This is a genomic window from Kitasatospora sp. NPDC057512 (assembly GCF_042802135.1).
Classification (GTDB): domain Bacteria; phylum Actinomycetota; class Actinomycetes; order Streptomycetales; family Streptomycetaceae; genus Kitasatospora.
The window spans coordinates 1-12,444 of record NZ_JBHVET010000181.1 but is presented as its reverse complement, the minus strand read 5'-3'; the positions used below and the strand labels follow the sequence as shown (position 1 = coordinate 12,444).

At 73.1% G+C, this 12,444-nt stretch carries 12 protein-coding genes; 4 read left to right on the top strand and 8 right to left on the bottom strand.

Annotated elements, in window-relative coordinates; all coding sequences use genetic code 11:
* Positions 1–649: 649 nt before the first annotated feature.
* The 5 genes from ACFU6K_RS14845 to ACFU6K_RS14825 are packed head-to-tail and all read right to left on the bottom strand — an operon-like array spanning position 650 to position 4,869.
* Entirely contained in the window at positions 650–1,240 is a 591-nt protein-coding gene (locus tag ACFU6K_RS14845; RefSeq protein WP_380663186.1) for a hypothetical protein, read from the bottom strand.
* On the bottom strand, positions 1,237–2,637 hold the full coding sequence (locus tag ACFU6K_RS14840) for a hypothetical protein (protein WP_380663185.1): 1,401 nt from the start codon (positions 2,635–2,637) through the stop codon (positions 1,237–1,239). Before ACFU6K_RS14840 ends, ACFU6K_RS14845 begins: the two co-directional genes overlap by 4 nt.
* Entirely contained in the window at positions 2,634–3,443 is an 810-nt protein-coding gene (locus ACFU6K_RS14835; RefSeq protein WP_380663183.1) for an ABC transporter ATP-binding protein, read from the bottom strand. The genes ACFU6K_RS14840 and ACFU6K_RS14835 overlap by 4 nt, the downstream gene beginning before the upstream one ends.
* A gap of 41 nt (positions 3,444–3,484) precedes the next feature.
* The gene (locus ACFU6K_RS14830; protein ID WP_380663182.1) at positions 3,485–4,312 is read right to left on the bottom strand and encodes a zf-HC2 domain-containing protein; all 828 of its coding nucleotides are present in this window, start codon (positions 4,310–4,312) and stop codon (positions 3,485–3,487) included.
* Positions 4,309–4,869, bottom strand: a complete 561-nt coding sequence (locus tag ACFU6K_RS14825) for an RNA polymerase sigma factor (RefSeq protein ID WP_181970890.1) — start codon at positions 4,867–4,869, stop codon at positions 4,309–4,311. Before ACFU6K_RS14825 ends, ACFU6K_RS14830 begins: the two co-directional genes overlap by 4 nt.
* A gap of 145 nt (positions 4,870–5,014) precedes the next feature.
* On the opposite strand from ACFU6K_RS14825, the gene ACFU6K_RS14820 reads away from it, so the two are divergent.
* The 3 genes from ACFU6K_RS14820 (at position 5,015) to ACFU6K_RS14810 (ending at position 8,083) form a co-directional block, all read left to right on the top strand.
* Positions 5,015–5,593, top strand: a complete 579-nt coding sequence (locus tag ACFU6K_RS14820; protein WP_380663180.1) for a TetR/AcrR family transcriptional regulator — start codon at positions 5,015–5,017, stop codon at positions 5,591–5,593.
* Positions 5,594–5,824: 231 nt separating this feature from the next.
* Positions 5,825–6,862 carry an agmatine/peptidylarginine deiminase gene (locus ACFU6K_RS14815; protein ID WP_380663179.1) on the top strand — a complete coding sequence of 346 codons (1,038 nt, stop codon included), beginning with the start codon at positions 5,825–5,827 and terminating at the stop codon, positions 6,860–6,862.
* 57 nt (positions 6,863–6,919) lie between these two features.
* Positions 6,920–8,083 (top strand): agmatine/peptidylarginine deiminase, encoded by a 1,164-nt coding sequence (locus ACFU6K_RS14810; protein WP_380663178.1) that lies wholly within the window; start codon positions 6,920–6,922, stop codon positions 8,081–8,083.
* Positions 8,084–8,170: 87 nt separating this feature from the next.
* Here the strand turns inward: ACFU6K_RS14810 and ACFU6K_RS14805 are convergent, their stop codons facing one another.
* A complete protein-coding gene (locus tag ACFU6K_RS14805; RefSeq protein ID WP_380663176.1) occupies positions 8,171–9,349 on the bottom strand; it encodes an agmatine/peptidylarginine deiminase in 1,179 nt (392 codons plus the stop codon).
* A gap of 142 nt (positions 9,350–9,491) precedes the next feature.
* Between ACFU6K_RS14805 and ACFU6K_RS14800 the strand changes: the two genes are divergently transcribed.
* A complete protein-coding gene (locus ACFU6K_RS14800; RefSeq protein ID WP_380663175.1) occupies positions 9,492–10,148 on the top strand; it encodes a TetR/AcrR family transcriptional regulator in 657 nt (218 codons plus the stop codon).
* A 49-nt stretch (positions 10,149–10,197) separates the two neighbouring features.
* Here ACFU6K_RS14800 and ACFU6K_RS14795 read toward each other — a convergent pair whose 3' ends face one another.
* Together ACFU6K_RS14795 and ACFU6K_RS14790 are read right to left on the bottom strand one after the other, a co-directional pair.
* Positions 10,198–11,379, bottom strand: a complete 1,182-nt coding sequence (locus ACFU6K_RS14795) for an agmatine deiminase family protein (RefSeq protein ID WP_380663173.1) — start codon at positions 11,377–11,379, stop codon at positions 10,198–10,200.
* 129 nt (positions 11,380–11,508) lie between these two features.
* Positions 11,509–12,444, bottom strand: a 936-nt coding sequence (locus tag ACFU6K_RS14790) for a DUF4436 family protein (protein WP_380663172.1), incomplete at its 5' end; no start/stop codon positions are given.

The following is a 12,444-nucleotide window of genomic DNA, read 5'->3' as shown; positions in this document are numbered from 1 at the left end:
CACGCTGTTGAGTTCTCAAGGAACGGACGCTTCCTTCGGACCGCCTTCCAGCGGACCCTCCGGGCTTCGTTCTTTCGTGTTTCCAGCTTACCAGATGCTTTCCGCTCCGTTTACCGGCGCTTTCTGCTTCCGACTCGCTGTCGTCTTCCAGCGCTTGGCGCCCTGTCCGACGTTTCAAACCCTAGCCGACCTTCACTTCGAAAAGCGAATCCGGCTGCAATCCGATAAAACGAACACGCCATATACAGACTGGGCCGTATCTGCGCATGACAGATTCGCCCCAGCCCGAGCCGGGAAGTGGTGTTTCAGAGGATTGGCCGCCCCGGGACCGTCCGCGCAGATGCGTGTCCGGTGCTCCCAGCCGAGCGACTGGTAGACCTTACTCCTCCCCCGGCGCCCGGGACAAACGCCCTGTCCGAACGGCGTCGGCCCCCTCGTTCTCCCCTCTCTCCTGCGGGCCCCGGGTCGGCGCCCGCAGGAGAGATGTGCTGGAGCTGCCTCTCTGGCGGCTGTTCTGTGTCGACGACGTCCTGATGTGGCTTGCTCACTGGCCCCCGCCGTGACGCCGGCCGACAGGCTCGCGGCGTACGGCGGGCACGTCGAGCACACGCCGACCGTGTAGGTGAGTCCGTCGGCGCCCACGGGCCCGTTACCGTCGCGGGCCGGCCACCGCGTACAGCGCGCCGCCGGTCACCAGCAGGGCCACCGCGGCCCAGGTGGACGCCCCCGTCCCGGCCGGACAGGTCATCCAGCCGATCGCCTTCCCCACGGTGGTGGGCGGCAGCGGGGGGACGAGGACGGTGAAGCCGAGCCAGCCGGTCGGCAGGATCCAGGCGAGGTGTGCTCCGCAGAACACCGCCCCGAGTGCGGCCAGGCCGGCCAGGCCCGCGGTGTCGCGGAGGACGACCTCGGTGGGGGCGAACCTCGGCCCCGCGGCCTGGACCGCCAGCACCGCCGCACCCGCGACCACGCCGATCAGCAGCGCGTGCGCCGCCCGGCGGGGCATCCACCGGATCGCGGCCGTCCGGTCCAGTGCCGGGTCCTGCCCGCCGAGCCCGACGGAGCCGGCCGCCACGCTCGCGGCGAGCACGAAGTACACGATCGGGTTGATCGCGTCCGCGTCCACCGCGCCCGTGCCGCCGCCCCGGTTGAAGGCCCACACCACCAGGGCGGTGAGCGCGACCGCGGCCGCCGACGTGGGCACCTGCCGTGAACGCGCGTACAGCGTCAGCCACCTCACTTCGACGCCTCCCCGGCCAGCTTCGGAATCTGGTCGTACCGCGTGCAGGCCAGCGAGGCGGCGTGCAGCTCGACGATCCGCGAGCGCTGCTCCGCCGGCGGCAGTGCCATCAGCTTCTGCCACGCGGTGTCGGCCTTCGCCCAGGCCTCGACCTCGTACGCCTCGGTACCCTTCGGCGCCAGCGGTTGGAGCTGGGGGTCGTGGAGCGCCCAGCTCACGGCGATGCTCTGGGCGGGGATGGCCTGGTGTCCGCCGCCCTCCTTGTCGTTGTCCGGGTCGCAGCTCGGTGCCAGGCCCTTGGCGATCAGCGCGCGGGTCAGCTTCTCGCCCGTCGCGTCGGCGAGCAGCCGTTCGCTGAAGTCGACCAGCAGCACGTCCGCGGAGAGTTCGCGCGCCTCGGCGAGCTCGTGCAGCGCGGTGTCCTCCCGCACCGAGGTCGGCGCCTGGTCGCCCAGGACGTCGTGCAGCACGCGCATCGCGTCCTTGCTGCGCTGCGAGAGCTCGGCCAGGTGCGAGCGGCTCGCCTCCGTCACGCACACCGGCCCGTCGCACACCGGCGCCGCGGCGGTCTTGTCGACGACGTGGATGTCGCGCGCGGCGGCCGGGAGGACCAGCAGGGCCAGGACCAGGCCGGCCAGGGCGGGAGTCACCGCGAGCAGCCGGGCCCGCCGGGTCGCGGCGGCCAGCAGCGCGACGCCGGTGGCGAGCAGGCCGAGCAGCCAGAGCGACTGGCCGAGGTGGACGGAGCCGGACAGGGTCAGCAGCATCTGCCGCGGCTCCGGGGTCGCCGGGGACAGCAGGGCGAACCGGTTCGCCACCCGGCCCGTCGGTACCGCCCCTTCGTTGTTCATGCGCAGGAACAGACCCGTCCCCACGAAGACGATCACCACCAGGGCCGGCGGGGTGAGGACGGACGGCAGCGCCCGCGCGACCCCCATGCCGAACACGGCTCCCGCGACCAGGGCCAGTGCCGCCACCAGCGAGATCGGCAGCCAGCCGAGGGGTGTGTAGGTGGTCGGACCGAACGCCACCTGGACTCCGCCCACCAGGACCAGCAGACCGAAGCCCACCGCCAGCGAGAGCCCGATCGCACCGGCCGGCAGCGCCGCGCGGCGCCAGGCCGGCAGCGGCGTGGTCGTCAGCAGCTCGGTCATCCGCGAGCGGGGTTCGCGCAGTCCGTACACCGCCCCGATGCCGACCACGAACGGCCACCAGATGGCCAGCAGGGACCGGGTCCACAGGGCCATGGTGGTCCACTGGGCCGTCCAGCCGGCGGTACCGCGCCACCAGAACGCGTCGAACGGGAGGAAGACCGCCAGGCTGCCGCCCAGGACGACGACTCCGGCCCAGGCGGCGGCCGAGCGCTTCAGTTCGGTTCGCAGCACACGCGCGTTCACCAGGCGCTCCCCTGCTGGCCGGAGGTGCGGAGCAGCGCCGAGTAGCCGCGCTCCAGGGGGCTGTCGCCGGGGTGTTCGGTGCTGCCCGCCGCACCCAGTTCGTCCGGCGTGCCCTGGAACACGAGGCGGCCGTCGGCGAAGAGCACCACGTCGGAGCAGGCGGCCGCGACGTCCTCGACCAGGTGGGTGGAGACGACCACGCAGGTGTCGCGGCCCAGGTCGGTCAGCAGTTCGCGGAAGCGCAGCCGCTGGGCCGGGTCGAGGCCGGCCGTCGGCTCGTCCAGCAGCAGCACCGCCGGGGAGTTGACGATGGCCTGGGCGATGCCCGCCCGCCGCACCATGCCGCCGGACAGGGTCTTCATCCGGTGGTCGGCGCGGTCCGCCAGGCCCACCCGTTCCACCGCGCGCTGGACGGCCTCGGGGATGTCCCGCTTCGGGACCTCCTTCAACCAGGCCATGTACTCGACGAACTCGCGTACGGTGAAGCGCTTGTAGTAGCCGAAGTCCTGCGGCAGGTAGCCGATGCGGCGGCGCAGGGCCCGGAGGTCGCCCACCCTGCCCAGGGAGGTGCCGAGCATCTCCAGCTCGCCCTCGGTGGGGCGCAGCACGGTGGCCAGCGTCCGGATCAGGGTGGTCTTGCCCGCCCCGTTGGGCCCGAGGAGCCCGTGGGCGCCGATGCCCAGGGAGAGGTCGAGCCCGTCGACGGCCATCTTGCTCCGTCCGACGCGGACCTTCAGGCCGACGGCCCGGATCTCCCAGGGGTAGGTCTTCGGCGCGGTGTCGGCCGCGCTCGCCGTATACGTCATGCGATGGTCCCTTTCGAGGGTGGACAGGGTGGACATGGGTTTCACAGCGTCGAGTACGCGTCCCTGCGGGCGACCACGGCGCAGACGCCGAGCGCGAGGAGCAGTCCCCACACGGGCAACTGGTCGCGGTGCAGGGCCAGTTGGAGAACAGCGGAGATGTGGCCGGTGACGACCGTGGGCACCACGACGGCGGCGCCCCAGGCGGCCGCCAGCCCGACGGCGGCGCGGGTCACCCCGACCACGCTGCCTAGCGCCAGGGCGGTGGAGGTGAAGGCCAGGGAGGGCAGTAGCCACTGCGCGGCCGTCGTGGCCCCGGTCAGCCAGCCCCCCAGCAGGAGCGCGGGCAGGACCACCACGAGGACCGAGGTGGTGCGCCTGAGCAGCAGGGGCAGGCCGGCCCGGGCGGTCGAGGCGGTCAGTTCGTGGGCCGGGTCCAGGCCGCTGGACCACGCCGCGGCGACGCCGCACAGCGGCAGCACCGGCGCGATCAGCGACACCGGTGAGGAACTGCCGAAGACCTCCGCCGGCGCGGCCGCGTCGAGCAGCAGCGCCATCAGGGTGACGACGGCGGTCATGGCCAGCCACGGGGTCATGGCCGGGGTCAGCCAGGACGACACCCACCTCGGCCGGTGCCACCGTGAGGGCGCCGTGCCCACGGCGTCCAACTGCTGTTCCAGACCGGCCCGGACGGTGTCGACGAGCGCGGCGATGCCGGGTGCCCCGGTGGCCACGGAGGCCGCCAGTCCGCTCCGGCAGGGCGCGCACGTCTCCAGGTGGGCCTCCAGTGCCCAGACCGTGTCCGCCGCCATCGTCGTGACGCCACGTGCGTAGTCGTCGATCAACTGCCTGGACGCGTGTTCCCCACTCATGCCAGCGCCTCCCGCATCGCGATCCGGGCCCGGCGGGCACGGGTCTTGACCGTGCCTTCGGGCAGTCTGAGCAGGACGGCGGTCTCCCGGACGGAGAGCCCGTCGAGCACCGTGGCCTGCAGTACCTCTCGGAGTTCCGGCGCCAGCCGCCGCAGGGCGTCGCCGACGTCGCCGCCGACGGTGCCGGCGAGCGCCTCCTCCTCCGCCGCGGGCACCACGGCGCGCTCGGCGGCGGCGACCGGCGGTTCGGCGTGGTGGGCGCGGCGCCGGAACGCGTCGACGAGGCGGCGTGCCGCGATCGTCCACAGCCATCCGACGGCCGTCCCGCCGACCGCGCTCCCGGCGAAGGCGCCGGCCGCGCGCCAGACCGCGAGGTAGGTCTCCTGCATGACTTCGGCGACGATCTGCTCGTCCGCGCAGCGGCGGCGCAGCCGTACGGCGAGCCAGGGCGACGTCCGCCGGTACAGCTCGTCGAAGGCCCCGCGGTCGCCCTTGGCCACCAGCCGGAGGAGGCGTTCCTCGTCCAGGTCGTCCAGTGTTCTCCTGCGTGATCTCACACCAGCCAGACGCCCGGTGCGGCGTCCGGGTTCTGCGTCGGACGTGACCTGCGCCACATCCGGGGGGAGATCGGCCGGCCTCCGCTGACCGGCCTTTCAGCAACCGCACGGGACGGGCGCCCGCACCCCGGTAAGGTGGTGGATCGTGGCCAGTCGTAAAACGTCGATCTTGGAAGCAGCGGCGCGGGTGATCGCGCGACGCGGGGTGCGCGGGCTGCGGGTGGAGGAGCTCGCCGCCGAGGCGGGTGTGTCCACCGCGCTGATCTACTACCACTTCAAGGACCGGACGGGGATTCTCCGGCAGACGCTGGAGTTCATCAACGACCGGGCGGAGCGGTACACGACCGAGCGCGCCGAGGACGCCCCGCCGCTGACGCCCCGCGAGGAGCTGGAGCAGGCCCTGCTGCTGGAGCTCCAGGACACCGCCGAGGTGCGGGAGAACAGCACCGCCTGGGGCGAGCTGCGGGCGAGCGCGGTCTTCGACGAGACGCTGCGCGAGGACCTGGCGCGGGCCACCCGGATCTGGGTGCAGGAGGTCGCCGAACTGCTCGGCGCCGTACGGCCGATGTCCTCGGCGGTCGCGCTGGCCGGGGCGGCGGAGCGGCTGACCGCGCTGCTGGAGGGGTTGAGCACGCGCTGGCTGAGCGGCAGCCTGCCGCTGGCGCACGCCCGCACGCTCATGGCCGACGCGGTCGACGCCGAGGTGGCCCGGCTCGGGTCCTGATCCGTACGGACCGCACGGGGGGGCGTCCCCCGCGCGCGGAGCCCGTCAAGGATGCGTTAGGGCGTGGCCGCGAGTTTGACTGACTTTTCAGTCAGTGCGAGCCTGGACCCGCGGGCAGGGTGCTGTCGCCGATCCGCTCCCCCGTGGTGCGCCGCCTCGGCGCGGCGCGAAGAGTGGTGTCGGCGGCCCTCGGCACCCCTCCCGGCACCGTCGCACGATCTGGAGGCCCTCATGACCCACTACCGCGATGACCGCTCCACCGAGCCCTACCCCTGGGTGCCGGCGGACGACGTCCCGCACGCGCGGACCTGGATGTCCTGGCCCTCCCGCCGGGGCGTGTGGGGACTGCGACTGGGCGGCGTCCAGGAGGACATCGCCCTGATCGCCCGCACGATCGCCGAGTTCGAACCGGTGGTGATGTGCGCCCCCGACGACTGGACGGCCGGCAAGGCCCAGTCCTGGTGCGGCTCCGGGGTGGAGGTGATCACCGCGATCCCCACCGACGACCTGTGGATGCGCGACACCGCGCCGGTGTTCCGCCGGGACGGGTACGGCGGTCTGGACGCCGTGGTCCTCAACTTCAACGGCTGGGGCAACAAGCAGGTGCACCACGACGACGCCCGGGTCGCCGAGCTCGTCGCCACCCGCCGCGGCCTGCGCCACACCTTCGCGGACTTCGTCGGCGAGGGCGGCGCGATCGAGACCGACGGCGACGGCACCGTGATGGCCACCGAGAGCAGCCTGGTGAACAAGAACCGCAACCGCGGCATGAGCCGGGACGAGATCGAGGAGGCCGTCCTGGAGGCCTACGGCGCCGACACGATGATCTGGCTGCCCGGGATCAAGGGCCAGGACATCACCGACGACCACGTGGACGTCACCTCCCGGTTCGTCCGCCCCGGCACGGTGATGGTGCAGCTGCCGCCGGCCGACCGCGACGACGCCTGGGCCCGGGACGCCCGCGAGCAGTTCGCGATCCTCTCCGCCGCCACCGACGCCCGGGGGCGCCGCCTCCAGGTCGTCCCGGTGCACGGCCCGGACACCGTCCGCTCCCGCAGCTCCAAGTTCGTCGACTCCTACCTCAACTTCCACGTCGTCAACGGGGGTGTCATCACCGCCCAGTTCGGCGACGCGTACAAGGACGCCGCCGCCCGGGACGCGCTCGCCGCGGCCTTCCCCGGCCGCGAGGTGGTGCAGATCGACGTCGACCGCCTGATGGCCGGGGGCGGCGGCATCCACTGCTCGACCATGCACGAACCGCTGCCGTAACCACCTGCCCCGCGCTCCTCCTCCACCACCACCCAGACCCTCAGCCGGAGTTCCCACATGACCAACGCCCTGTCCCGCCGTACCCTGATCCGCCGGCTCGCCGGCGTCGGCGCCGGTGTCGGCGCCCTCACCCTCGGCCTCACCGCCTGCGACCCCAACGACCTGAAGGACCTCGACGGCACCGTGCCGCCCCCGCGCCCCGGCGGCACCCCCGGCGTGCGCCGCTTCGGCGCCGAGTGGGACAAGCACCTGCGCACCGTGATGTCCTGGCCCGCCTCCGAGAACGTCTGGGGCGACCAGCTCGCGGACGTCCGCCGGGACGTCGCCGGCCTGGCCCAGGCCATCGCCGCCCGTGAGCCGGTCGTCCTGATGGCCCGGCCCGAGCAGGCGGACGCCGCCCGGAAGGCCTGCGGCTCGGCGGTCGAGGTCGTCCCGATCGCGGTCGACGACCTGTGGGCCCGGGACACCCTGCCGGTGTTCGTCGAGGAGGGCGGCACGGTCAAGGGCGTCGACTTCAACTTCAACGGCTGGGGCGGCAAGCAGCAGCGCGGCAACGACTCCAAGGTCGCCCGGACGGTGCTGGCCAAGTACGGCGTCGAGCGGATCGAGACCCGGCTGGTCGCCGAGGGCGGCTCCTTCGAGACCGACGGCCAGGGCACCCTGATGGTCACCGAGAGCTCCGTCGTCAACGACAACCGCAACCCGGGCATGAGCCGGGACGAGGTCGAGGCCGAGCTGAAGAAGGTCCTCGGCGTGACCAAGGTGATCTGGCTGGCGGGCGTCAAGGGCAAGGACATCACCGACGCCCACGTCGACTGCCTGACCCGCTTCGTCGCCCCCGGCGTGGTCCTGCTCGACCAGGCCTTCCCCGGCACCCCGGCGGACGTCTGGTCCCGCTCGGCCGACCAGGCCCGCTCCGTCCTGAAGGACGCCACCGACGCGACCGGCCGGAAGATCCAGGTGGTGGAGCTCCAGCAGCCGGACCCGGACAAGATCACCGGGCGCGGCGACGCCTTCGTCTCCTCGTACATGAACTTCTACATCGGCACCAAGGGCGTCTACCTGCCGAAGTTCGGCGACACCAGGGCCGACGACCGGGCCCAGCAGCTCATGAAGCAGTACTTCCCGGGCCGGGAGATCGTGCCGGTCAAGATCGACGCGATCGCGGCCGGCGGCGGCGGGATCCACTGCGCCACCCACGACATCCCCGCCCTGGGCTGACCGGACCGGCCGGTCCGGGGGCACCCCCTGGCCGGCCTCCGTTCGGGGCCGGATCCGGTCGGCGGACCGGACCCGGCCCCGGCGGGTTCACACCGCGGGCTGCTGCTGGGTGACGCAGTGGATCCCGCCGCCGCCCGCCCCGAGGGAGTCGATGTTGAGCTGTTCGACGGTGCGGCCGGGGAACAGCCGGGCGAGGGCGGCCCTGGCGGCGCTGTCGGCCCTGGTGTCGCCGAACTGCGCCGCGATCACCGCGTTGTTGCACAGGTAGTAGTTGGCGTAGGAGCCGACGAAGTTGGGGTCGGTCGAGCGGATCAGGTTGTAGTCGGGCCCCTGGATCTGGCCGACCGCGAACGGGGTGCCCTGGGCGCCGGTGGAGGTGGTCAGGATCCGGTACTGCTGCCGTGCGTCGTTCGACCAGGCGTCGGTGTCGCTCGCCAGCGGCATCTGGACCACGGCCGTCCCCGCGTCGAGGAAGCGGGAGGTGGCGTCCACGTGGTCGTCGGTGATGTCCCGGCCTGCGACACCGTTGAACCAGATCACCGTACTGGCGCCGTAGGCGGCGCACATCGCGCTCTCGACCGCGGCCTGCGACATGCCGGGGTTGCAGTTGGCGTTGAGGATGCTGCTGCGGGTGGCCATCAGCGTGCCGGCCGCGTCGGTCTCGATGGCGCCGCCCTCGGCGACCAGCCCGGCCGCCGTGAACGGCAGGCCGAGGTAGGCGGCGACGCGCCCGGCGACCAGGGCGTCGTTGCCGTGCGGGTTCTGGTGGTTGCCCCAGCCGTTGAAGTTGAGGCCGATCGTGTCGAGGCCGCCGGCGCCGTCGGTGCGGAAGACCGGGCCGGTGTCGCGCATCCAGCAGTCGTCGACCGGGATGTCCCCGATGACGGTGACGGACGTGCCGCACATCGAGCGCGCCTTGGCGACGCTCGCCGGGTTGGCGCACATGGTCACCGGCTCGTACTTCGCGATGGTCTTCGCGATCAGGGCGATGTTCGACTGGACACCGCCGAGCTTGCCGCGCCAGATGGTGCTGCTGTCCGGCCAGGCCATCCAGGTGCGGGTGTGCCGGACGGTGTCCAGCGGCACCCGGAAGCCGACGGCGACGGCCGGGCCCGCGGCGGCGGTGCGGGGTTGCGCGGCCCGGGCCGGCCCACCGCTCGCCGCGGTGAGCGCGGTGCCCGCGACGGCGAGCCCGGCCGCCGTCAGGAACCGGCGTCGGCCGAGCCCTCCGTCGATCGCCGGATGGGGTCTGAAGCTGCCCTCCATCACTACCTCCCTGTCAAGGTGCGCTGCCTGTCCGGCAGTTGACCGAAAAGGTAAAACTGACCAAGCGCTCGGTCAATACTTTGCGCAGAGATCGGTACCGATCCGCCCCTGCCGCTCCCCCGCAGTCGTTACAGTGGCGGCCATGGCGACACAGGCGACGGGCGCAGCCCCGCGTACGGCCCCCGGCCCCGGCGGCACCGGCCGGGCGCGGGCTTCCGCCAAGGGCGAGCAGACCCGGGCCCGGCTGGTCGCCGCGGCCCGCACCCTGCTCGCGGGCGACGGCGCCGGGCGGTTCACCACCCGCAACGTGGCCGCGCTGTGCGGGGTCTCGCACGGGATGTGCCACTACCACTTCGCGGACCGCACCGACCTGATCGTCGCGGTGGTCGAGGACATCCGGCCCGAGTGGATCACGCCGCTGGAGGAGGCGGTCGCCGGCCCGGGCGGCTACGCCGAGCGCTCCGAGCGGGTCCTGGCACTGCTCACCCGGCCCGAGAGCCCCGACCTGGCCCGCCTGCACGCGGCCCTGCACTGGCTCGCCCTCAACGACGAACGCGTCCGCGCGAGCCTGGAGGCCGAGTACGCGCGCTGGCGGTCCTCCTTCGTCGGCCTGTTCCGCTGCCTGCTGGACGAGCGCGGCGACGGCGGCGACCCGGTGCCGCTCGGCGAGGCCTTCGCCGCCGCCGTGGACGGGCTCGCCGCCATCGGCTCGCTGGACGGGACGGTGGACGCCGGGCGGGTGCTGCGGACCCTGCTGGACTCGCTGTCCTCCGCCGCCGCCCGGCCATCCGGCGCCTGACGGTCCAGGGCCGGACCGTACGCCACCGGCCCCCGCGCCGCCCGACCCGTCACCCGGTGGAGCCGGGCGCGACGGGCTGCTGCTGGGTGGCGCAGTGGATGCCCCCGCCGCCCGCGGCGATGTGGTTGATGCCGACCCGGGTGACCTTTCGCCCCGGGTGGAGGTCGCCGATGATGCCGGCCGCCCGGTCGTCGGTGGCCTGGTCGCCGAAGCGCGGGACGATGACGCCGCCGTTGCAGACGTAGTAGTTGATGTAGGTGGCGAGGAAGTCCTTGCCCGCTCCCTGGATCAGGGTGACGTCGGGCTCGGGCAGGTCGACCACGGTGAGCGTGCGGCCCTTGGCGTCGGTCTCGGACTTGAGCACCTGGACGGCCTGCGCGGAGGCGGTGGTCCAGACGTCCGGCGGGGTGTCGGCGGCGGGCCGGTGCAGCACCACGGTGCCCGGCTCGGCGAAGCGGGCGAGGGCGTCGATGTGGCAGTCGGTGATGTCCTGCCCGGCGACGCCCTTGAACCAGATCACCTTCTCGACGCCGAGCAGGCCCTTGAGGCTCGCCTCGATCTCGTCGCGGGACTTGCCGGGGTTGCGGTTGTCGTTGACCCAGGAGCTCTCGGTGGCCATCAGGGTGCCCTCGCCGTCCACCTCGATGCCGCCGCCTTCCCCGGTGATCGGCGCCTGGACGCGGGTGATGCCGTAGTGGTCGAGGAGGTACCGGGCGACCAGGGCGTCGTTGGCGTGGGTCTGCTTGCCGCCCCAGCCGTTGAAGTTGAAGTCGACCCCGGCGAGCCCCTTCGGGCCCGTGACGAAGGTCGGGCCGGTGTCCCGGGCCCACAGGTCGTCGACCTTCAGTTCCAGCACCTCGACCGAGGAGCCGCAGGCCTGCCGGGCCTGGTCGGCCTGGTCGGGGCGGGCCAGCAGGACGACCGGCTCGAAGCCGGCGATCGCCTGGGCCAGCCCGGCGATGTCCTGCCGGACGCCCGGCAGTTGGTCGCCCCACACCTCCTCCAGCGCCGGCCAGGCCATGAAGGTGCGGGTGTGCGGGCCGGACTCGGCCGGCATGGCCCACCCGCCGGCCGCCGAGCCTGCGGACGGGGTCGTCCCCGGGGCCGTACCGCTCCGACCGGACTGCTCCCCCGATCCGCTGTCGGAGGAGCAGCCACCGGTCAGGGCCAGCGCGGCGAGCGCGGCCCCGGACTGCAGGAGTGAGCGGCGGGACGGCCGGGGGTGAGCCATGGGGCCTCGTTCCGGTTGGGGTCGGGTTCGGCTCCGCAGGCTACTGATCGGAAGGTCAGATTCCGGTGCGGCACGCACCCGCCGTTCGGGGGAATCCGCTCACGGCCCCGCAGCTCACGGCCTCTCGGCTCACGTCGCCTCGGCGGCCGCCTCCCGCTCGCGGCGCAGCCGGTGCTCGGTGCGGATGCCGGACCAGGCGGTGCAGGCCAGGCTGGCGGCGATGAGGCCCTCGGCCCAGAAGAACGCCACGTAGTCGATCAGGGATCCGATCGGCGGCGCCCCGGGGGCCGCGTTGCGCATGCCGATCAGGGCGAACAGGCTCGCCGCCATCCAGCCCAGGGAGGGCCAGACCAGCCCCTCGCGCTTGCGGTACAGCACCTCGGCGGCGCCGACGACGGCCAGGGCGATGGCCCACATGGCCGCGATCATGAACCAGGAGAGGATGAAGGTGCTGCGGGACCGGGTGATCCGGGCGTCCAGGGTCACGGCGCCGGAGCTCGCGGTGGTGGCCTGCGGGCGCAGCACGAAGAACGGGTCGGTGTCGGTGAGGACCAGGCCGACCGGCACGGCCGCGCCCCCGCTGGTGGCGGTGAAGCCGGCCTCGGCGCGGTAGCGGTCGAACGGGTAGTCCGTCTTGGTGCCGTCGTACGTCCCGACCTGGACGAGCTGGGACGCCGCGGCCTCCCCCTCGGCCGCCTTGATGGTCACCTTGGGGGTGCCGGTGACGGTGATCTCGACGGGGCGGGCGAAGGCCTGGGAGTCCGGCCCGGCGGCGAACCTGCCGTGCGGGACGGGGGTGACGTAGAGGGTCAGCTGCTGGGCGGTCGGGTCCACGTCCTGGGCGGTGACGTCCAGTTCGATCCAGTCGGGCGTCGTCGGGATCGCCAGTTCCCTGGTCTGTTCGCGGGTGTCGCGCTCGTTGAGGTACAGCCCGATGCCCGACCCGCAGAGGGTGATGACCACCGCCAGGACGGCGGCGAACCGCCAACGGCGGCGGGGGGATCGGTGCGCGGCCCGGTCGGGCGCGCTGGTGTCGTCGGTGGTGACCTGCACGGTCGTCCTTCC

What these genes read in the sequence shown, in the direction of transcription:
- ACFU6K_RS14800 (WP_380663175.1), top strand. Translation starts at nt 9,492, where the DNA reads ATGGCGACACAGGCGACGGGCGCAGCCCCGCGTACGGCCCCCGGCCCC.
- ACFU6K_RS14835 (WP_380663183.1), bottom strand. Translation starts at nt 3,443, where the DNA reads ATGACGTATACGGCGAGCGCGGCCGACACCGCGCCGAAGACCTACCCC.
- ACFU6K_RS14805 (WP_380663176.1), bottom strand. Translation starts at nt 9,349, where the DNA reads ATGGAGGGCAGCTTCAGACCCCATCCGGCGATCGACGGAGGGCTCGGC.
- ACFU6K_RS14810 (WP_380663178.1), top strand. Translation starts at nt 6,920, where the DNA reads ATGACCAACGCCCTGTCCCGCCGTACCCTGATCCGCCGGCTCGCCGGC.
- ACFU6K_RS14830 (WP_380663182.1), bottom strand. Translation starts at nt 4,312, where the DNA reads ATGAGTGGGGAACACGCGTCCAGGCAGTTGATCGACGACTACGCACGT.
- ACFU6K_RS14795 (WP_380663173.1), bottom strand. Translation starts at nt 11,379, where the DNA reads ATGGCTCACCCCCGGCCGTCCCGCCGCTCACTCCTGCAGTCCGGGGCC.
- ACFU6K_RS14815 (WP_380663179.1), top strand. Translation starts at nt 5,825, where the DNA reads ATGACCCACTACCGCGATGACCGCTCCACCGAGCCCTACCCCTGGGTG.